Source organism: Streptomyces sp. NPDC055140 (genome assembly GCF_053607285.1).
The window spans coordinates 416,064-436,424 of record NZ_JBSGTG010000002.1; the positions used below are offsets into that span (position 1 = coordinate 416,064).

General features: G+C 71.7%; 19 protein-coding genes. 11 read left to right on the forward strand and 8 right to left on the reverse strand.

Features of this window, described 5'->3' with window-relative positions:
• Nucleotides 1-54: 54 nt before the first annotated feature.
• On the forward strand, nt 55-924 hold the full coding sequence (locus ACWFR4_RS05680) for a LysR substrate-binding domain-containing protein (protein WP_116507873.1): 870 nt from the start codon (nt 55-57) through the stop codon (nt 922-924).
• A 31-nt stretch (nt 925-955) separates the two neighbouring features.
• Here ACWFR4_RS05680 and ACWFR4_RS05685 read toward each other — a convergent pair whose 3' ends face one another.
• Nucleotides 956-1,336: a hypothetical protein gene (locus tag ACWFR4_RS05685; protein WP_453651014.1), complete on the reverse strand. Its 381-nt coding sequence runs from the start codon at nt 1,334-1,336 to the stop codon at nt 956-958.
• A gap of 396 nt (nt 1,337-1,732) precedes the next feature.
• Between ACWFR4_RS05685 and ACWFR4_RS05690 the strand changes: the two genes are divergently transcribed.
• The 5 genes from ACWFR4_RS05690 to ACWFR4_RS05710 all read left to right on the forward strand — a co-directional run bounded on the left by ACWFR4_RS05690 (nt 1,733) and on the right by ACWFR4_RS05710 (nt 9,431).
• On the forward strand, nt 1,733-3,559 hold the full coding sequence (locus tag ACWFR4_RS05690; RefSeq protein WP_453468296.1) for an AMP-dependent synthetase/ligase: 1,827 nt from the start codon (nt 1,733-1,735) through the stop codon (nt 3,557-3,559).
• Nucleotides 3,560-3,714: 155 nt separating this feature from the next.
• Nucleotides 3,715-4,971 carry an ABC transporter substrate-binding protein gene (locus ACWFR4_RS05695; protein WP_453468297.1) on the forward strand — a complete coding sequence of 419 codons (1,257 nt, stop codon included), beginning with the start codon at nt 3,715-3,717 and terminating at the stop codon, nt 4,969-4,971.
• Nucleotides 4,972-4,983: 12 nt separating this feature from the next.
• Nucleotides 4,984-7,707, forward strand: coding sequence for an ABC transporter permease subunit (locus ACWFR4_RS05700; RefSeq protein ID WP_453651016.1), 2,724 nt, complete (start codon nt 4,984-4,986; stop codon nt 7,705-7,707).
• Nucleotides 7,704-8,489 (forward strand): ABC transporter ATP-binding protein, encoded by a 786-nt coding sequence (locus ACWFR4_RS05705; protein WP_453651018.1) that lies wholly within the window; start codon nt 7,704-7,706, stop codon nt 8,487-8,489. The genes ACWFR4_RS05700 and ACWFR4_RS05705 overlap by 4 nt, the downstream gene beginning before the upstream one ends.
• 69 nt (nt 8,490-8,558) lie before the next feature.
• A complete protein-coding gene (locus ACWFR4_RS05710) occupies nt 8,559-9,431 on the forward strand; it encodes an aldo/keto reductase (RefSeq protein ID WP_453468300.1) in 873 nt (290 codons plus the stop codon).
• A gap of 72 nt (nt 9,432-9,503) precedes the next feature.
• On the opposite strand, the gene ACWFR4_RS05715 is transcribed toward ACWFR4_RS05710, so the two are convergent.
• Nucleotides 9,504-10,472, reverse strand: a complete 969-nt coding sequence (locus tag ACWFR4_RS05715) for a helix-turn-helix transcriptional regulator (protein WP_453651020.1) — start codon at nt 10,470-10,472, stop codon at nt 9,504-9,506.
• A gap of 39 nt (nt 10,473-10,511) precedes the next feature.
• On the opposite strand from ACWFR4_RS05715, the gene ACWFR4_RS05720 reads away from it, so the two are divergent.
• The 3 genes from ACWFR4_RS05720 (at nt 10,512) to ACWFR4_RS05730 (ending at nt 12,554) form a co-directional block, all read left to right on the forward strand.
• A complete protein-coding gene (locus ACWFR4_RS05720; RefSeq protein ID WP_453651022.1) occupies nt 10,512-10,988 on the forward strand; it encodes a hypothetical protein in 477 nt (158 codons plus the stop codon).
• On the forward strand, nt 10,988-11,452 hold the full coding sequence (locus ACWFR4_RS05725; protein ID WP_453651024.1) for a hypothetical protein: 465 nt from the start codon (nt 10,988-10,990) through the stop codon (nt 11,450-11,452). Before ACWFR4_RS05720 ends, ACWFR4_RS05725 begins: the two co-directional genes overlap by 1 nt.
• Before the next feature lie 112 nt (nt 11,453-11,564).
• Entirely contained in the window at nt 11,565-12,554 is a 990-nt protein-coding gene (locus ACWFR4_RS05730) for an aldo/keto reductase (RefSeq protein WP_453651026.1), read from the forward strand.
• A gap of 21 nt (nt 12,555-12,575) precedes the next feature.
• On the opposite strand, the gene ACWFR4_RS05735 is transcribed toward ACWFR4_RS05730, so the two are convergent.
• Nucleotides 12,576-13,289 (reverse strand): class I SAM-dependent methyltransferase, encoded by a 714-nt coding sequence (locus tag ACWFR4_RS05735; protein WP_453651028.1) that lies wholly within the window; start codon nt 13,287-13,289, stop codon nt 12,576-12,578.
• 6 nt (nt 13,290-13,295) lie between these two features.
• Nucleotides 13,296-13,601: a 4a-hydroxytetrahydrobiopterin dehydratase gene (locus ACWFR4_RS05740; protein WP_453466380.1), complete on the reverse strand. Its 306-nt coding sequence runs from the start codon at nt 13,599-13,601 to the stop codon at nt 13,296-13,298.
• An 84-nt stretch (nt 13,602-13,685) separates the two neighbouring features.
• On the opposite strand from ACWFR4_RS05740, the gene ACWFR4_RS05745 reads away from it, so the two are divergent.
• Nucleotides 13,686-14,513: a helix-turn-helix domain-containing protein gene (locus ACWFR4_RS05745; RefSeq protein WP_453651030.1), complete on the forward strand. Its 828-nt coding sequence runs from the start codon at nt 13,686-13,688 to the stop codon at nt 14,511-14,513.
• Between the two features lie 161 nt (nt 14,514-14,674).
• Nucleotides 14,675-15,535: a helix-turn-helix domain-containing protein gene (locus ACWFR4_RS05750; RefSeq protein WP_453651032.1), complete on the forward strand. Its 861-nt coding sequence runs from the start codon at nt 14,675-14,677 to the stop codon at nt 15,533-15,535.
• 128 nt (nt 15,536-15,663) lie between these two features.
• On the opposite strand, the gene ACWFR4_RS05755 is transcribed toward ACWFR4_RS05750, so the two are convergent.
• From ACWFR4_RS05755 to ACWFR4_RS05770, 4 genes are all read right to left on the reverse strand, one after another.
• The gene (locus ACWFR4_RS05755) at nt 15,664-16,089 is read right to left on the reverse strand and encodes an OsmC family peroxiredoxin (protein WP_453466375.1); all 426 of its coding nucleotides are present in this window, start codon (nt 16,087-16,089) and stop codon (nt 15,664-15,666) included.
• A 93-nt stretch (nt 16,090-16,182) separates the two neighbouring features.
• Nucleotides 16,183-17,568 (reverse strand): amino acid permease, encoded by a 1,386-nt coding sequence (locus tag ACWFR4_RS05760; protein WP_453651411.1) that lies wholly within the window; start codon nt 17,566-17,568, stop codon nt 16,183-16,185.
• An 86-nt stretch (nt 17,569-17,654) separates the two neighbouring features.
• Nucleotides 17,655-19,769: a phage holin family protein gene (locus ACWFR4_RS05765; protein WP_453651034.1), complete on the reverse strand. Its 2,115-nt coding sequence runs from the start codon at nt 19,767-19,769 to the stop codon at nt 17,655-17,657.
• A 124-nt stretch (nt 19,770-19,893) separates the two neighbouring features.
• A complete protein-coding gene (locus ACWFR4_RS05770; RefSeq protein ID WP_453466371.1) occupies nt 19,894-20,325 on the reverse strand; it encodes a hypothetical protein in 432 nt (143 codons plus the stop codon).
• Between the last annotated feature and the right edge of the window lie 36 nt (nt 20,326-20,361).

Sequence of the window (20,361 nt, forward strand, 5' to 3'; positions counted from 1 at the left end):
ATACCGCACTGACTGTCATCACGTTCCGCGATAGGCGCGAGTAGGGTCGAGGACATGTACGACCCCTCGCAGCTGCGTACGTTCCTCGCGGTGGCCCAGACGCTGAGCTTCACGCAGGCCGCCCGCCGCCTCGGCCTGCGCCAGTCCACCGTCAGCCAGCATGTGCGGCGCCTGGAGGACGCCACGGGGCGGACCCTGTTCACGCGGGACACGCACACCGTGGAGCTCACGGAGGACGGCGAGGCGATGCTCGGCTTCGCGCGCCGGATCCTGGAGGTGCACGAGCAGGCTTCGGCGTTCTTCACGGGCACGCGGCTGCGCGGGCGGCTGCGCTTCGGGGCGTCGGAGGACTTCGTCCTGACCCGGCTCACCGAGATCCTGGAGGCGTTCCGGCACGACCACCCCGAGGTGGACCTGGAGCTGACGGTCGAACTGTCCGGGACGCTGCACGAGCAGCTCGACGCGGGCAAGCTCGACCTGGTCCTCGCCAAGCGGCGGCCGGAGGACCCGCGCGGCGAGTCCGTGTGGCACGACCGGCTGGTCTGGATCGGCGCGGAGCGGCTGCGCCTGGACCCGGACCGCCCGGTGCCGCTCATCGTGTACCCGCCGCCGGGCATCTCGCGGGCCCTGGCCCTCGAAGCCCTGGAGCGGCACGGCCGCGCCTGGCGCGTGGCCTGCACCAGCGGCAGCCTCAACGGCCTGATCGCGGCGGCCAGGGCGGGCCTCGGCGTGATGGCGCACTCGCGCGGCCTGATCCCGCCCGGCCTGGTCCGCGTACCGGAACGGGCGGGGCTGCCGGAGCTGGGCGAGGTGGACTTCGTGCTGCTGCACGGGCCGCGGCACGGCCGCGCGCAGGGCGAGGCGGCGCAGGCGCTGGCCCAGGCGATCCTCGACGGGGGCGACCGGCTGCACCGCAACCGTTAGCAGGGGCGCCGGCGAACGGGCGGCTGGTACGTCAGCTGCTCGACCTGTCGATGTAGAGGGAGCCCGAGGCGATGAGCTGATCGAGGCGGCGCTTCACGGACGACTCCGAGCGGCCCGTGCCGCGCTGGAGTTCGGGGTATCCGGCGCGGCCGTCGCGTTTGAGTACGGCGGTCAGCGCCGCGTCGTCGGGGGTGACGCGGACGAGGTCCCCGCTGGACCGGAGAGGCGCGCCGAGCGCCGCGACCGTGGACGGCGCTCGTGCCCGGCCTCGTCCTGGCCGGCGTCGGACCGGGTTCGTCTCCTCCCTGTCGCACGGCGCCGCGCACACGCTCGCGGGCGGCGGGGCGCGGGCCCTGGACGGGGTGGTCCCGGAGCACGAGCTGCGGGTGGCCTTCGCGTCGGGGCTGAACACGGCGTCCCTGGTCGCGGGCTGTGCGGCGCTCGTCGCGGGGGTGCTGGTCCTTGCCCTGGTGAGGGCGCCGCGAGCCGCTCACCGTCCACGGGGAGCGACCGCCGCCGGGGACGGTCGTGGACCGTCCCCGGCGACCGCGGCGAAATCGGAAGCGACCAGTCCGCCCAAAAACCCCGCAGCGGACCCCCGGTAAGCGCCCCGTACAGATTCCGTGGAGATTACGCCACCGAAACTTACTGAACCGTAAGAATTCTGTCCCGCCCTTCCCCTTGTGGCCGTATTTCACCGGCTGACCAGTGCATATTCCGCGCGCTCCGGCCCATATGGACCCCTCCCGCCGGGGCGCGCGGTGGGGTACCGTCACCGGCGCTGTGCGGAGCGCCACAAGGAGCAACATTGCGCGAGTTCACCAACCCCCCTCTGGCGTCGGCGCCGCCGGTGGGCGGCCTGGCCGACGCCGTGTTCGACCATGCCCTAGAGGATCCGCTGCGCGTCGCGCTCGGCCGCAAGGACGATGCGGGCCGCTGGTGCGACGTGACCGCCGCCGAATTCCGTGACGAAGTGCTCGGGCTCGCCAAGGGGCTGCTCGCGCAGGGCGTCCGCTTCGGCGACCGCGTCGCGATCATGTCGAGGACCCGCTACGAGTGGACCCTCTTCGACTTCGCGCTGTGGACGATCGGCGCCCAGGTCGTGCCGATCTACCCGACGGCCTCCGCCGAGCAGGTCTTCTGGTCCCTGCACGACGCGCAGGTGTCGGCCGCGATGGTGGAGCACGAGGACCACGCGATGACGATCGCCACCGTCATCGACCGGCTGCCCACGCTCAGCCGGATGTGGCAGCTGGACGCCGATCCCGTGCCCCGTCTCATCGAGTCCGGCGCCCACATCGACGACGAGGTGGTGCACCGCCACCGGCGCGCCGTCACCCCCGACTCCGTCGCCACCATCATCTACACCTCGGGCACCACGGGCCGCCCCAAGGGCTGCGTCATCAGCCACGCGAACTTCATGTTCGAGTCGGACACGATGGTGAGCCGCTGGGAGCCGGTGTTCCACTCCAAGCGCGGCGACGAGGCCTCGACCCTGCTGTTCCTGCCGCTCGCGCACGTCTTCGGGCGCATGGTGCAGATCGCCACGATCCGCGGCGGCGTGAAGCTCGGCCACCAGCCGCAGCTCAATGCGGCGGCCCTGCTGCCCGACCTGCAGTCGTTCCGCCCGACGTTCATCCTCGCCGTGCCGTACATCTTCGAGAAGGTCTTCAACGCGGCCCGCCGCAAGGCCGAGAAGGACGGCAAGTCGGGGCCGTTCGACAAGGCCGTCGAGTGCGCCGTCAAGTACGCGGACGCGCAGGAGGCCAAGGCGTTCGGCACCGGCCCCGGACCGTCCGCGTCGCTGCGCATGCAGCACTCGATCTTCGACAAGCTCGTCTACTCCAAGGTCCGCGAGGCGATGGGCGGCCGCGTGCGGCACGCGATGTCGGGCGGCTCGGGGATGGACCGCCGCCTGGGCCTGTTCTTCGCGGGCGCCGGCGTCACGATCTACGAGGGCTACGGACTCACCGAGTCCACGGCGGCGGCGACCGCGAACCCGCCGGAGCAGACCCGCTACGGCACGGTCGGCCAGGCCATCCCCGGTACGACGGTCCATATCGCCGACGACGGCGAGGTCTGGCTGTACGGCAGCAACGTGTTCCAGGGATACCTCAACGACCCGAAGGCCACCGACGCCACCCTGCACGACGGCTGGCTGGCCACCGGCGACCTCGGCGCGCTCGACGACGACGGCTACCTGACGATCACCGGCCGCAAGAAGGAGATCCTCGTGACCTCCGGCGGCAAGAGCGTCTCGCCGCAGCAGCTGGAGGAGCGGGTGCGCGACCATCCGCTGGTCGCCCAGTGCATCGTCGTCGGCAACGACCGCCCGTACATCGCCGCGCTCGTCACGCTGGAGGCCGAGGCCGTCGAGCACTGGCTGAACATGCGGGGCAAGCCGCCGCTGAAGCCCGCCCAGCTGGTCCATGACCCGGACCTGGAGACCGAGGTGCGCAGGGCCGTCGTGGCGGCCAACACCCTGGTCTCGCAGGCCGAGTCGATCCGTACGTTCCGGATACTGGCCTACCAGTTCACCGAGGAGCACGGGCTGCTCACGCCGTCCCTGAAGCTGAAGCGGAAGGCGATCGAGACGGCGTACGCGGAGGAGGTCGAGGCGCTGTACCGGGGCTGATCGCGCGCCGGTACGTTCCCGACGGTAACCCCGCCACAAGGCCCTGACCCGGCCGCGAACCGTTTCTGACGGTTCATCAATTACCGATGCGTCAGTTATTGACGGTTCATCAGGTCGCACACAGAATCACCCTCACCCGACGGAGGGGGCCCATCGTGTCGCGAACTGTCCGCGCCATCACCGCCACTGTGGCGGCACTGCTGCTCGCCACCGCCTGCAACTCCGCGGCAACCGGCAACTCCCCTGACAGCAAGGGGAGTTCGGTACGCGGAGTGACGGATGAAGCCATCAAGGTCGGCGGCATCGTCTCGATGACGACCGCCAGCGGCTACAGCAAGAAGGACACCGACCTCGGCGCGAGGGCCCGCTTCGCCCGCGCCAACGCCGAGGGCGGGATCAACGGCAGGAAGATCGACTACCTGGGCGCGGAGGACGACGGCCAGGACCCGGCCAAGAACCTCGCCGCGGCCCGCAAACTCGTCCAGCAGGACAAGGTGTTCGCGATCTCGCCGATGAGTTCGGTCACCTTCTCCGGCGCCGACTTCCTCCAGAAGCAGAAGGTCCCCACGTTCGGCTGGGGCACGGTCCCGTCCTTCTGCGGACCCACCTACATCTACGGCTTCGGCGGCTGCATGGTCCCGATGCCCGGCGGCACCATCTCGCAGACCTGGCCCGAGGGCCTCAAGCAGGTCACGCACGGCGCGAAGGGGAAGACCGTCGCCATCCTCGCCAACGACAACGACGCGGGCACCTTCGCCATCCGCACCTACAAGCAGAGCTTCGCGTCCGCCGGATACAAGGTCACCTTCGCCAAGTCGTCAGTGCCCGCGACCTCGGTGCCGAGCGACTGGTCGGCGTACACCAAGGAGATCCTGCGCAGCGACGGCGGCAAGGCGCCCGACATCGTCGTCTCCGTCATGCAGACCCCGTACAACATCGGCCTGTTCACCGCCGCCAAGCGCTCCGGGTACCGCGGCGTCCTCACCGACCCGACCGACTACGACCCGGGGCTGCTCGCCAAGAGCGCGACCAAGGAGGCGCTCGACGGGGTGCACATCCTGCTGACCTTCGAGCCCTTCGAGACGCGCTCGGCGGCGATGAAGCAGTTCAAGGCGGACATCAAGAAGGCGTCGGGCGGGAAGGACGTGCCGCTCAACATGCACATGATGACCGGCTACATGTCCGCCGACCTGTTCCTCTCCATCGCGCAGAAGGCCGGCCGGAACCTCACCGTCGCCTCCTTCCAGAAGGCCGCGAACGGGTTCTCCGACACCGGCACCATGGTCGGCGACCGCGCCCTGCCCAAGGGGCAGAAGGAGTCGTTCGGCTGCGGCGCCCTCGTCCAGCTCAAGAACGGGGCGTACCACGTCTCGTCACCCTTCAAGTGCTACGAGCCCATCCCGTTCAAGTAGGGGGCGCCCCGCATGTCCGACCTGCTGGCCTTCGTGCTGAGCGGGCTCGTGTCGGGTGCGCTGTACGCGCTCCTCGCCACCGGCCTCGTCCTGTCCTACTCGGCCTCCGGCCTCTTCAACTTCGCCCATGGCGCCACCGCTTACCTGTGCGCGCTCGCCTTCTACGAACTGCACTCCGGTCTCGGCTGGCCCGCCGTGCCGACCGCGCTCCTCCTCGTCTGTGTCGCATCTCCCTTGCTGGGCTGGGGACTTGACCGGCTGATGTTCCGCAAGCTGGCGCGCGTCGGCGAGACCGCGCAGATCGTCGCGACCATCGGCCTCCTCGTCGCGCTGCCCGCGCTCGGCCTGTGGGTGGTGGAACTGCTCGACGGCGCGGGAGTGTCCGTGAAGCCCGCCGAGAACCAGTTCGGGCTGCCGGGCGTCGGCCCCAGCCCGGCCGAGAACTGGCAGCTGATGGACGGCGTCGGCATCGACTCCGACCAGCTGATCACATGGGTGGCGACCGCCGCCGTCGCGCTCGGCCTGTGGATTCTGATGCGCCACACCACCCTCGGTCTGCGCCTGCGGGCCGCCGTCGACAACCGCTCACTCGTCGAACTGCGCGGCATGAGCGCCGACCGGCTCTCCACCGTGGCGTGGATGCTGTCGTCCGGGCTCGCGGGCCTCGCCGGCGTCCTCGCGACCCCGCTGCTCGGCCTGTCCGCGCACGACTTCACCCTGTTCCTGTTCGTGTCGGCGACCGCCGCGGTCCTCGGGCGCTTCGCCTCCGTACCCCTCGCCTTCGCGGGCGGACTCGGCCTCGGCGTCCTGCAGAACCTCGTCGCCGGCTACTCCTCCTTCGCCGAACGCATCACGGGGTTCCGCACCGCCGTCCCGTTCCTGATCCTCTTCGCCGGACTGCTGCTGCTCACCCGGCGGCAGCGCACGGCGGGGACGGCCGCCGCCGACGCCCCACCCGTCGACTACCTCGCGGGCCGCCCCTGGGCACGGAAGTGGGGGCCGTGGGCGGTGGCCGCCCTGCTGCTCGCTGCCGCCTTCTACACGGTGACAACCCCGTTCTGGAGCGGCATCCTCGCCCAGGGCCTCGCCCTCTCGCTCGTCTTCGTCTCCTTCACCGTCGTGACGGGACTCGGCGCGATGGTGTCCCTCGCGCAGGCCACCTTCGTCACCGGCGCGGCGCTCGTGGCAGGGCTCCTGATGAGCCACGGCTGGCCGTTCATCGCGGCGGCGCTGGTGGGCACCTGTGTCGCGGCCGTCCTCGGGGCGCTCGTGGCGCTGCCCGCGCTGCGCCTCGGCGGCCGTACCCTCGCCCTCGCCACGCTCGCCCTCGCCTTCCTCGCCGACCAAGTCCTCTTCCAGATGGGCTGGTTGAGGAACGGCGATACCGGCTGGGAGATCCCGCGCCCCGTCTTCGGGCCCGTCGACCTGAGCGACGACCGGGCGATGGGCGTCGCGATGGTCGTCCTGTGCGCGGCCGCCGTGGCCGCCCTCGGCGCACTGCGCAACTCCCCCTCGGGCCGCGCGATGCTCGCCGTACGCTCGGCGCCCGCCGCCGCGATGGCCTCCGGCGTCTCCGTGATCCGCACCAAACTCCTCCTCTTCACCCTCTCGGCCGGCCTCGCGGGCTTCGGGGGCGTGATGTACGCGTCGTACAACACCCGCATCACCGCTACCGACTTCACCGCGATGACGGGCCTGATCTGGCTCGCGGTGGTCGTCGCGGCAGGTGTACGGCGCCCGCAGTTCGCGGTCGTCGCGGGCCTCGTCTACGCGATCGTGCCGCACCTCGTCGCGGACTACGTCACGGACTCCGTCCATCTGCCGGTCGTCCTGTTCGGCCTGGCGGGCCTCGCACTCGCCAACGACCCGGACGGGTACTGCGCGGCGATCTCCGTACGACGGCACAGGCGCAGGAGTACGAAGCCGGGGGCGGAAGTACCTGTCGTCGAAGCAACGAGCCGGGCACCGGCCCCTCCGACCGACAGCGGCGCCCCGCCGGTACTCGAACTGCGCGGCCTGCACGCCGGATACGACGGCGCGCCCGTCCTGCACGGGGTCGGCATCGCCGTCCACCCCGGCGAGATCGTCGCCCTCCTCGGCCCCAACGGCGCCGGGAAGTCCACGACGTGTCGTACCGCCGCCGGACTCCTCACACCCCTGCGGGGGCAGGTGTACGTCGCCGGGCGGGACGTCACACGCGAGGGCCCCGTCCGCCGGGCGCGGGCCGGCGTACTCCTCGCCCCCGAAGGGCGCGGCATCTTCCCCGCCCTCACCATCGAGGAGAACCTCACCCTGCACCTCCCGGACAAGAACGCCCGCGAGGCCGTGTACGAGCGCTTCGCCGGGCTCGCCGCCCGCCGCCATGTCACCGCGGGCGCACTCTCCGGCGGTGAACAGCAACTGCTCGCCCTCGCCCCGCTCCTCCAGGAGCCGCCCCGGGTCCTCATCGCCGACGAGCCGTCCCTCGGTCTCGCGCCGCGCATCGTCGAGGACGTGTTCCGGCTGCTCACCGAACTCCGTGACGCCGGGACGGGGTTGCTCCTCGTCGAGGAGAAGGCCACCGAGATCCTCGGCGTCGCCGACACCGTCGCGTATCTCGACCGGGGCCGCGTCTCGTGGTGCGGCCCGCGCGCCGAGGTGCGGGCCGACCGGCTCACCGAGGCCTACCTGGGGCTCGCCGCGAGCGGACCGGGCACGGCACAGGACGCGGAAGAGGAAGGGGCGGTGCGGCCATGAGCGGGACCGCTGGGGGACCCGTGCTCGAAGCGGCCGGGGTCCGCGTCCGGTTCGGCGGGATCCGCGCGCTCGACGGGGTCGGCGTGACCCTGCGCGCCGGCGAGGTGTGCGGCCTCATCGGCCCGAACGGCGCGGGCAAGACCACGTTCTTCGACGTCGTCTCCGGGATCCGGCGCCCCGACGAGGGCCGCGTCCTCCTGGACGGCGAGGACATCACGCGCCGCTCCCCCGTTTGGCGGGCCCGCCACGGGATGCGCCGCACGTTCCAGCGCCAGCAGCTCTTCGGCCAGCTCACGGTCGCGGACAACCTGCTGGTGGCACAGGAGTGGCGGGGCGGCGGGGGCGGGCTCGCCGCCGACCTGCTGGCAGCGCCGACCAGACGGACGTACGAGCGACAGCGGCGTGAGCGGGCTTCGTCGATGCTGCGCGCGTGCGGCCTCGACGCGCTCGCCGGGGAGTACGCGGGGGCGCTGCCCGTGGGCCAGGCACGCATGGTGGAACTGGCCCGGGCGGGGGTGGAGGGGGCGCGGGTGGTGCTGCTCGACGAGCCTGCGTCGGGAATGACAGATGATGAAATCTGTCAGCTGAAATCTGTCATCCGTCACCTGTCAGACCAACAGGGCTGCGCCGTGCTCCTCGTCGAACACAACGTCGCCTTCGTCATGGACCTCTGTTCCCGCATAGTCGTTCTCGACCTCGGGACCGTGCTGGCCGAGGGCACCCCGGCGGCTGTTCGTGCCGACCCGGCCGTGCGGGACGCCTATCTCGGTTCCGCCGGGTGAGCGGGGCCCGGGGCACCCCCTGTGAACACGTCGTGAACGGGAATGCGTCCTGGGCCGTGATCGTTGACGATGGGAGTACCAACCGACAACGCGAAGGATCGAGAGCTCGTGAGCAAGGTCCCCCCGATCATCCTGAACAACGGCGTCGAGATGCCCCAGCTCGGTTTCGGCGTCTGGCAGGTGCCGGACGCCGAGGCCGAGAAGGCTGTCGCGACGGCCCTGGAGGCCGGGTACCGCAGCATCGACACCGCCGCGATCTACGGCAACGAGGAAGGCACCGGCAAGGCCGTCGCCGCCTCCGGCATCGCCCGCGAGAAGCTCTTCGTCACCACGAAGCTGTGGAACGCCGACCAGGGCTACGACGCGACGCTGCGCGCCTTCGACGCCTCCCTCGACAAGCTGGGCCTCGACTACCTCGATCTGTATCTGATCCACTGGCCGCTGCCCTCGAAGGACAGCTACGTCGACACGTTCAAGGCCTTCGAGAAGATCTACGCGGACGGCCGCGCCAAGGCCATCGGTGTCTCCAACTTCCATCCGGAGCACCTGGAGCGCCTCCTCGGCGAGACGTCGATCATCCCGGCGGTCAACCAGATCGAGCTGCACCCGCACCTCCAGCAGCGCGCCGCGCGCGAGTTCCACGCGGAGCAGGGCATCGCCACCGAGGCCTGGTCACCGCTGGGTCAGGGCAAGGGCCTTCTCGAGGTCCCGGCGATCGTCGCCATCGCCCAGAAGCACGGGCGCACGCCGGCTCAGATCGTGCTGCGCTGGCACGTCCAGCTCGGCAACGTCGTGATCCCCAAGTCCGTGACGCCGTCGCGGATCGTGGAGAACATCGACGTGTTCAACTTCGAGCTGGACATCGAGGACATCGCGGCGATCAGCGCGCTGAACGAGGACCGCCGCCTGGGCCCCGACCCGGCGACGTTCGACGTGGCCTGACCGCTTCACACGTACGGCTTCGTGTGCCCCGTCTCCGTCCGGAGGCGGGGCACACGTGTGTGAGGCCTGGCATCAGGGGCGGCCGTAGAGGCCGGCGAGGGCTTTGACGGTGTCCTGGATGCGGTGGCGCAGGTCGGCGGGTTCCAGGACCTCGATGTCGGCGCCGAGGCGGAGGAACTCGTCGTGGGCGTGGTCGACCGACTCGATGGGGACGACCGCTCTGGTCCAGCCGTCGGGTTCCGGGCGGGCGGTGGCGTGGGCCGCTTCGCGCGGCACGGGGCCCGGCAGCCGGTCGGCGGCGCCCGGGGCCAGGCGTACGACGGCGTCGCCACTGTGCAGGCGGCCGTGGAAGTCGTCCTGGTAGGCGCGCCAGTACGCGGCGAGATCGAAGTCCGCGGGTGGCTCGAACTGCTCCTCCCCGAGGTGGAGTTGAAGGATCTGGTCGACGCGGTAGGCGCGAGCGCCTTCCGTTCCGGCGGCGGCGATCACGTACCAGCGGCCCGCCTTGAGTACGAGTCCGTAGGGTTCGAGGCGGCGGTCGACGTCGGTGGGTGCGCGCCAGCGCCGGTAGCGCACGTGCAGGACGCGGCTGTTCCAGACGGCGGTGGCGACGGCCGGGAGGTGGGGGACGTCGTCCTCGTCGGCGTACCAGCCGGGGGCGTCGAGGTGGAAGCGCGCGCTGATGCGTTCGGAGTGGGCGCGCAGTTCGGCGGGGAGCGCGGCGCGGACCTTGAGCTGGGCGGCGGCGAGCACGGGGCCGAGGCCGAGTTCGGCGGCGGGTCCTGGTGCTCCGGCGAGGAAGAGGGCTTCGGCCTCGTCGGTGGTGAGGCCGGTGAGCCGGGTGCGGTAGCCGTCGATGAGCCGGTATCCGCCGGCGTGCCCGGCGTCGCCGTAGAGCGGTACGCCCGCCGCGTGCAGGGCGTCGATGTCGCGGTACACGGTGCGTACGGAGACTTCGAGTGCGGCGGCGAGCTGGGCGGCGGTCATTCTGCCGCGGGTCTGGAGCAGCAGCAGGATGGACACCAGTCGGCTGGACTTCACTGACACAGGATGTCAGTGAAGTGGCCTTAGCTTCCAGCCATGGCTTTCGAGGAGAAACTGCTGTGGTCGCTGCCGCCCGTCGAGGTGGCTGGCCGGCGCGTCAAGCGCTATCACGTGAGCGCGGATCCGGCGGGGATCGCGCCGGATGTGGAGAAGGCGGCGTACGCCATGCTGCCGGAGCTGCTTCCGGAGCCGGACGGGACGCCGCCGGCGACGTTCGTCGTGCTGCACCGCGGCGGTGACGACGGGGCGTACGTCAACGCGTACAGCTGGGTGTGGGACAACGTCCTGCACTTCCGGGGTGCGGCGGCGGGGCAGCCGGTGATCGGCTGCCCCGACAGCGATCCGACGCGGTTCGTGATCCTCGACCTGCCGTGGATCGGCTGTGTGTGGGAGCTGCCGCCGGTGCTGCACGAACGCGACGCGTGGGTACGGCACATGCTGGCCCCGGGCGCCCCCGACCTCGACGGATATCTGGCCGATTCACTCACCGACGGCACCACGGGAGACCGCTGATGAGCACCGCTCAGGACTTCGACTTCTTCTTCGGCGACTGGGACGTCGCCCACCGCAGGCGCACGGACTTCCTCGACGCGGACAGCGGCTGGGAGGAGTTCGCCGCGACGAACCGCTGCTGGAGCCTGTTCGACGGCGCGGCGAACATCGACGAGATGGACTGTCCCGCCCAGGGCTTCAAGGGACTCACACTGCGGCTCTTCGACCACGCGGCCGGTACCTGGTCGCTGAACTGGTCGTCCAGCCGCACGGGCGTCCTGTTCCCGCCGGTCATCGGCCGTTTCGACGGGGCCGGGCGGGGCGTCTTCGAGGGCGACGACACCCATGACGGCAAGGACGTCCGGGTGCGGTTCGTCTGGTCGGGGATCTCGGCGACGACGGCGCACTGGGAGCAGTTCTTCTCGGCGGACGGCGGGGACACGTGGCTGTCGAACTGGACGATGGCGTTCACCCGTCGCGCCTGAACCGGTCCTGCGTCGCGCCGGTCCTGCGTCGCGCCTTGACTTCGTGTGCGCTTCAACGCCGAGACTCCCTCCCGTGGCCCGGCATCCGCGCCGGCCACGGGAAGGACCCGTCATGAAGTTCCGTACGATCGGTGCCGATCCGGCCACCCGCCGCGAGGTGAGCGTGCTGAGTCTCGGCGCGATGTTGTTCGGCACGCTGACCGACGAGGAGACGTCGTACGCGATCCTCGACCGGTACGTGGCGGCGGGCGGCACGTTCGTCGACACGTCGGACAACTACGCGTTCTGGCACACCGGCAGCCGGGGCGGGGAGAGCGAGGGCGTGCTCGGCCGGTGGCGGCGCAGCCGGGGCGTCGGTGACGAGATCGTCGTCGCGACGAAGCTCGGAGCGAGCCCGCTGACTCCCGGCACGGGGTACGTCGACAACCCGGAGGGCCTGTCCGCCGGGGCGATCCGGCGGGCCGTGGAGGGCAGCAAGGAGCGGCTCGGGATGGAGCGGCTCGACCTGCTGTACGCGCACATCGAGGACCCGAAGGTCGAACTCCGGGAAACCGTCGAGGCGTTCGCGGGTCTGGTCGCCGAGGGCAGCGTCGGACTGCTCGGGGTCAGCAACCACTGGGCGTGGAAGGTGGAGCGGGCGCGGGGGATCGCCGAGCGGGCGGGGCTGCCGGGTTACGAGGTGCTGCAGTACCGGCACAGCTATCTGCGGCCGCGCACCGACCTGCCGGCGGATCTGTCGCCGGACGGCAGCCAGGGCCTGGTCGACGGCCAACTCCTCAGCTATGTAAGGGCCGAGGGCGAGAGGCTCGCGCTCGTGGCGTACTCGCCGCTGCTCGCGGGCGCGTATGTGCGGGACGACAAGCCGCTGGGCGCCGAGTACGACCATCCTGGCACGCCGGCGCGGCTGGCCGCGCTGCGCGACGTGGCGAAGGAGGCCTGCGCCACGGTGAACCAGGTGATCCTGTCCTGGCTCATCGGCGGCGAGGTTCCGGTGATCCCTCTGGTGGGCGCGTCATCGGTGGCCCAGCTCGACGAGAGCCTGGCGGCGGTCGACCTGGAACTGACGGCGGATCAGCGGGCTCGGCTCGACGCGGCCCACTGATGCCACGTCAGGTGCGCCTGGTCAGGCGGGCCGTATGAAGGCGTGCACGGTGAACTGCGGTTCCGCGCGCGGAATTTCGGGGCCGGGGAGCGCGGCGAGACGATCGGCGAGCCCGGCGCCCCCGGCCGCGTAGACCCTGCCGCGGCGTACGTCGTCGGCGAGGCGCCTCGGGGTGCGGCCCTGGCCGTGTCCGGGGAAGCGAGCCTCGCCGCTCGGCCGCAGTCCGTGGCCTGCGGCGTGGGCGGCGACCCGTGCGGCCGCGTCGGAGGGGAGGCGGCCGCGGTAGGGGGCCACGAGGGCGTCGATGTCGCTGCCCACGTCGTGGGCGGCGGCCTTGTCGACGGTGGTCACCAGGACGCCGCCGGGCCGCAGGACGCGGGCGGCCTCGGCTATGACGGGGCGCGCGTCGGGCAGCAGATGCAGCAGCCAGATCCCGGTCACGACGTCCACGGAGGCGCTGCGGAAAGGGAGTTGGCGGCTGTCGCCGCGGACGGCGGCGCCGTCGAGGCGGGGCGCCGCGGCCCGCAGCATGCCGGGGGCGAGATCGATACCGACGGCGCGCAGGCCCGGCCGGGTGAGCCGCATGGTGACGAGCCCGGTGCCGCAGGCCAGGTCGAGGAGGGTGCGGGCGGTGGGCGGCACGAGGCCGAGCACAGCCTCGGCGGCGGACCGGGCGCGGGGTATGCCGCCGCGCGTCGCGTCGTAGACCGCGGCTTCCTTGTCGTAGTCCAGCACCGGCGGTCAGCTCGCGCCGTGGGTGGGGGCGATCTCCTGGACGCGGTGGGCGAGGCCGAAGTCGAGGCGGGTGAGGGCGCCGCCCACGCTGTGGGTGTTCACGGAGAAGTCGACCGTGTTGTAGCCGAGGGTCAGGTCGGAGTGGTGGTCGAGCTCGTCCTGGATCTGCGCGATGTGCACGACGAGGGCCGTGGCCGCGAAGTGGTTGGCCAGGCGGTAGGTGCGGGTGAGTCTGTCATCGGCCACGCTCCATCCGGGCAGCTCGGCGAGACGGTCCTCGATCTCCTTCTGGGACAGCGGCTCCACGGACATGACCAGGTCCTTTCCCTGTGATGTGCGAAGAGTCCCAGCGTCCCACAGGGGTGGTGCCGCGCGCCCCTCGACTACGGTCGTGGCATGTCGACTGCCACGCGTGCTCGCCAGTCCGGAATCGGTCCTCTGCTGCGGGAGTGGCGGGAACGGCGGCGGGTGAGCCAGCTGGAGCTCGCCCTGCGCGCGGACTCTTCCGCCCGGCATCTCAGCTTCGTGGAGACGGGCAGGTCGCGGCCGAGCGAGGAGCTCGTCCTGCGGCTCGCGGAGCACCTGGACGTGCCGGTGCGGGAGCGCAACGCGCTGCTGCTCGCGGCGGGTTACGCGCCGCGGTTCGCGGAGACCCCGCTCGACGACCCGTCGATGGGGGCGCTGCGGGAGGGCCTGGACCGGCTCCTGCACGGCTACGAGCCGTACCCGGCGCTGGTCGTCGACGCGACATACACGGTGGTCGCCGCCAATCGGGGCATCGCGATGCTGATGGAGGGGATTCCCGAGTCGCTGCTGACCCCGCCGCTCAACGCGATGCGGCTCACCCTGCACCCGGAGGGCCTCGCGCCACGGATCCGGAACCTGCGCGAGTGGCGGGGGCATCTCCTGGCGCAGATGGAGCGGCAGATCGCGCTGGACCGCTCGGAGGCGCTGCGCGCGGTGTACGACGAGGTCAAGGCGTATCCGGTGGCGGACAGGGACGGGGACGAGGACGGGGACGGGGACGGTGGGGAGGGCGGCGAGGCGGTGCCTTACTTCGCGCTGCCGATGGTGATCGAGCACGACGGGCAGGTCCTGTCGTTCGTGTCGTCGATCTCGACGTTCAACACCCCGATGGACGTGACGGTGGCCGAGCTGGCGATCGAGACGTTCCTGCCCGCCGACCCGGCGACGGTGAAGTATCTGCGGTCGCTCGCGCCGTAGTCGGGGACCTCGTGGCGGAACCCACGCGGTAGTGGGCAGGCCACTCATCGCACTGGTACCGTTCACGCGGCTCGCGCACATGTTCAGTGCGCGCAGTGCCGCGGCTGGGAGCGCACCGGCTCCCGAATCCGCTCGCCGCCCGGCACGTGGGGAGACGTGACGTGAGTGAACGTCGGCCCGCGCCGACCGTGGGTCAGGTGGTTCTGGGCAGACGCCTGCGGGAACTGCGGGAGTCGGCCGGGCTCAACCGCGACGAGGCCGCCCGCGCGCTGCGCGTCACCGGCGCGACGATACGCCGCATGGAGACCGCGGAGGTCGCCCTCAAGATCCCGTACGTACAGATGCTCCTGGAGCTGTACGGGGTGCCGGAGCAGGAGGCCGAGGCGTTCGTCGGGCTCGCCGAGGAGGCGAATCTGCCGGGCTGGTGGCAGCGGTTCCACGACATCCTGCCCGACTGGTTCAGCCTGTACGTGAGCCTGGAGAGCGCGGCCGGGCTCATCAGATCGTACGAGCCGCACTTCGTGCCGGGGCTGCTGCAGACGGAGGAGTACGCGCGGGCCGTCCTGGACGCGGGCACCGTCGGCCGCACGCGGCCCGGCGACCTCGAACGCCATGTGACGCTGCGGATGGCCCGGCAGGAGCTGCTGACCCGTGAGGACGCGCCTCACCTGTGGGTCGTGATGGACGAGACGGTGCTGCGCCGGCCGCCGGGCGGCCCCAAGGTGCTGCGCAACCAGCTCGACCGGCTCATCGAGGCGGCCGAACTGCCTCAAGTGACGCTCCAGATCGCCGAGTTCGCAGCGGGCCCGCACCCGGGGACGTTCGGCCCGTTCACGCTCTTCCGGTTCCCGGTGCGCGAGCTGCCGGACATGGTCTTCAGCGAGTACGTCACGGGCGCGCTCTATCTGGACGGCCGGGCCGAGGTGGGCACCCATCTGGAGGTGCTCGACCACATCGCGGCGCACGCGGCGTCCGCGGAGCGCACGGTGGAGCTGCTGCGGGAGAAGCGCGGCGCGCTCTGACACACGACGCATGGGGACCGCCGACGCGTCGAGACCGCCGACGCATGGTGACCGCCGACGCGTCGTGACAGCAGTGCCGCGGGCCCGTCTCTGCGGGACCGCGGCACGTGAAGGCTGCGTGTGCGCCGTCAGACGAGCTTTGCCGTGAGGGTGATCGTGGTACCGGTGAGGGCCTGGCTCACCGGGCAGTTCTTCTTGGCGTCCTCGGCCGCCGCGGCGAATCCGGCCTCGTCGAGCCCGGGCACCGAGCCCTCCACCGTGAGGTGAATGCCGGTGATGCCCTCACCCGGCTGGAACGTGACGTCCGCGGACGTGACGAGCTTGGTGGGCGGGTTGCCGCCGGTCGTCAGACCGTTGGACAGGGCCATCGAGAAGCAGCTGGAGTGCGCGGCGGCGATCAGCTCCTCCGGACTGGTCTTGCCGTTGGCCTGCTCGGCGCGGGAGGCCCAGGACACGGCCTGCTGGCCGATGCCGGACGAGTCGAAGGTGACGACGCCGCTCCCCTTGAGCAGATCGCCTTCCCACACGGTGTGCGCGGAGCGCGTGGTAGCCACGGTGATTCCCTTCAGTCGGGTGCCGGTTGGGGCGTTGGGCACCATCCGACCACACCCGGACCGCTTATGGCCGGAATGCGCACGGGGCACGGATCAGTCGGTGACGTCCGCGGTGATGCGCTTCTTGCGGGCCGCCATCCACGCGTAGACGAGGACCCCGACGAAGAGGAACAGGACCCCCTGGTAGACGGCCGCGTATCCGGCGCCGCCGACCAGCCACAGGGAGAAGCCGAACGCGGCGAGGGCGAGCACCATGTCGCGGGCCAGGCGCGGGCCGCTGACGCGGTGGCCCTGCCCGGACAGCAGGAAGTAGATCTGGGCGGCGGTCGCGAGGAGGTAGGGGACGGTCGCGGTGAACGTGGTGACAAGGACGAGGGTCTCGAAGACCCCGGCCGAGCCCGCCGTGTAGTTGTAGACCGTCAGGAGCGAGGCGAGGGTGACGGCGACGAGGACGCCTACGGTCGGGGTGCCGCGCTTCTTCTTGGTGAACACCGCGGGGAACAGGCCGTCCTTGGCGGCGGCGTACGGGGTCTGGGCGCTCAGGAGCGTCCAGCCGTTCAGGGCGCCGAGCATGGAGACGATCGCGGCGATCGCTACGGCGGTGCCGCCCCAGGTGCCGCCGAACATGGCGTTGACGGCGTCGGTGAGGGGAGCGCTGGAGTCGACGAGCCGGTCGTGGGCGACGGTCCCGAAGACGGCGACCGTGCACAGCAGGTAGAGGAGGGCGGCGAGGCCCGTGCCGAGGACGGTGGCGCGGCCCACGTTGCGCTCGGGGTCGCGGACCTCGCCGGCGCTGACCGAGGCGGACTCGACGCCGAGGTAGCTGAAGAGGAGGATCGCGGCGGACGCGGAGACGGCGCCGAGCGAGGAGTCGCCGCTCGCCCGGAACGGTCCGAGGTTGTCGGCGTGGAAGAAGAACAGGCCGCCGACGGCGACGAGGAGCAGCGGCGCGAACTTCAGGACCGTCGACACGAGCTGTACCGCGCCGACGTAGCGGGTGCCCGCGAGGTTGGCGAGGGCGGGCAGCCACTGGACGGTGAGCGCGGCGGCGATGGTCCAGAACCGGGAGCCGTGGATGGGCAGGAGCACGTCGAGGTAGCCGACGGCGGCCACGGCGAGGGCCGCGTTCGACACCCAGGTGGTGATCCAGTACGACCAGGACGCCAGGAACCCGGCGAAGTCCCCGAACGCCTCGCGCGCGTAGACGTACGGTCCGCCGGTCTGGGGATGGCGGCGGGCGAGGCGGCCGAAGACGAGCGCTAGCGCGATGGCCCCGACGGTGAGGACACCGAAGGCGACGAGGCTGATGGTGCCGAAGGGGGCGACGGAGGCCGGGAGCAGGAAGATGCCGCCGCCGATGATGTTGCCCATCACGAGGGCGGTGGCGATGGGGAGCCCGAAGCGGCGGGCGTGCTTGCCGGGGTGCTCTTCGTGCTGCGGGGCCGGAGCCGGCTTCGTCACGGTTCCGGTGTGGGGCATGGGGTGGTGCGCCTCTCTCGTGCGGGCGCCGACCGGGATCGCCGGGCGACGTTCCATGGTCGGCCCCCGGCACACATCGTTCAAAATCAGGCGGATTTGTCCTGCGGAGGGACCGTCGCGGCCGTAAATGATGTGTCGGGGGCGGGCTCGTGCCGGGATTCGTCCACCGGGACCTGAGGTCCGCTGCCCTCGCGCAGCCAGCGGCGGAGCACGTGGTGGACCTGCTGGGCGCCCACCAGTTCGGCGCCCTCGGCGACGGGCGGCGAGAAGACCTTCGGGGCCAGCAGGAACGGGTGTCCCTGGGCGCCGCCGAGGCCTCCGTGGGAGCCGATCTGCTCCTCGAAGGCGAGCACTTCGCCCTCGGCCGGGTCGTACCAGGAGTTCACCATGATGTCGGCGGTGTGCGGGAAGGAGTCGGTGCGGCGGACCGCGTCGGCGGCGTGCGCGCCGAAGTCGGCCAGGGGGCCCGGGCGCTCGTCGAGGTCGGCCAGGGGGATCTCGGCGCCGCGCGCGCCGAGGACGACGGCGCCGTGCTCCTCGCTGCGCACCAGCAGGAAGCCGATGCCGGGGTGGTTGGCGAGGGTGGGCAGGAGCGCCGGGTGGCGGGCGTCGATGTCCTCCTTGCTCATGCGGTGCGGCACGTCCGGGAAGGAGACCAGGCCGAGGTTTCCGGAGGCGAGCACGATCGGCTCGGAGCGGCGCGACGCCGGGCGGTGCTTCTCGCCGCCCTCCTCGACGGGCCTGCGCAGCGCGGCCCTGACGGCGGCGCGGGCCTCGGCGCCGCTGTGCGTGCGCCGGGCACGGCGCGGCACGGGCAGGCCACAGCCCGCCCGGACGAGGTCCTGGAGGCCGAGACCGTAGCGGGCGCGGAACGTCTCACCGGGGCTCTGCCCGTGATCGGACAGGACGACGATCCGGTACGGACGCGGGGCGTGCTCCGCGACCTTCGCGATCAGCGCGAGGGAGCGGTCGAGACGCGCGAGGACCTTCTCCGCGTCGCGGCTGACGGGCCCGGAGTGGTGGGCGACCTCGTCGTACGCGACGAGGTCGGCGTAGACCGCGCTGCGGCCCGCGAGCATGTCGCCGACGACCGCGGCGACGACGACGTCCCGCTCCACGACGGTCGCGAACGCGCGGATGAACGGGTAGAGCCCGCCGCGGCCGACGCGGGGGCTCTGCCGGGTCAGGCGGGCCCGGGTGGACTGGCCGATCTCGCGACCGGCCTCGGCGACGAAGGACAGGGCGGTGCGCACGGCGTTCGCCGGGTCGCTGAAGTAAGCGAAGTAGCCGGCCCGCGAGCGGTTCTCCTTGCCGCGGCGGGCCGCGACCGACAGCACGAGGGCGACCTGTTCGGCGCCACCGCTGAAGAGGTTGCCGCGGCTGGCGCCGTCCAGCGTGAGGAGGCCGCCGTCGCCGGTGTGCTGGATGGCGCGGCGCTGGAGTTCGGCGGCGCTGGTGGGCCGGTTGGAGACCTGGATCTCGCGGGTGTCCTTCTCGTACCAGCGGAACGCGGGCACGTCGTAGTTGCTGCCGTGCAGGATGCCGAGCTGGCTGGCGCCCGTCTGGCTGGACCAGTCGGTGCGCCAGGGGGTGAGGCGATGGGTGCCGGCGCCGAGCCAGGCTCCGACGGTGGGCATCACGCCCCGGTCCACGGCGTCGCGCAGGACGTCGTGGCCGACGCCGTCGAGCTGGAGGAAGACCGTGCCGTGGGTGGACGGTCCCGCTCCGGCGCTCCCTCTGCGGCGGCGCCGGTCGGCGAGGCGGTACAGGCGGCGGCGGTAGGCGTCGTCGTCGCGTACGGCGAGGGCTCCCCCGGTGGCGGACGCGACCGCGGACATCACGGCGGCGACGACGACGGCGGTCTCGGGGTTGGCCTCGCCCCGGCCGTCGGGGACGAGGGCCAGGGCGAAGATCAGCAGGCCGCCGTTGAGGAAGAAGACGACGAGGCCGAGGACGAGCGCGGGCACCAGGAGCAGGGCGCGTACGAGGAGCGGCCACACCAGCGCGGACAGGATCCCGAAGGCGCCCGCGCCGAGCGCGGCGGTGACGGCGATGCGGGTGGCGCTGTCGCCGTTGTCCGACTGGAGCTGGAAGTCCGGCAGGATCCCGGCGAGCACGAGCATCGTGACGGTGCTGACCGCCCACACGGCGATCGACCGCCACCACGTGCCGGCGAACCGCCGCCACCGCCCCTCGCCCACGCCTCGCTCACCCTCTCGCTGTCTGGTCGACCCCGGGCCAAGCGTGTCATATGAGCGCGATACGTCCGGGTTTTCCCCTGACTGCGAACACAAGTGCCCGGCGCGGGACGCGCGGGGTGCCGGCTCAGCAGCCGTCGTAACCGGCCGTCGGCATCGACATGCGGCGGTGGACGCGCTTCTTCATCTCCGCGTCGTACGACGGCTCCGCGAGACCCGCGGTCTCCAGGCGGACGCCGCGGCGCTCGCACTCGGCCGTGAACTCCTCGACGGAGCGCAGCGCGGCCCGCAGGACCCGGTCGCTCGGGGCGACGAACAGGTCGACGAGGCCCGCGTCGACGTCCGTCCACAGCACGTCGTGGTCGGAGCGCAGTGAGTGGACGAGGAGTTCTCTGGTCACGACGTAGCCCCGGTCGGCGGCCCAGCGGGCGCACATCGCGTGCTGGCTGCGCGAGTCCACGAGGAAGGGGTCGGCGTCCAGCTCCTCCAGCGGGGTCAGACTGGCGATCGCCGTGACGCGGACCGCGCCGGCCGCCGTCTCTTCCGCCGGTTCACCCATGGTGTCCCCCTCACCTCCGGTTTCCCCGACGACCCT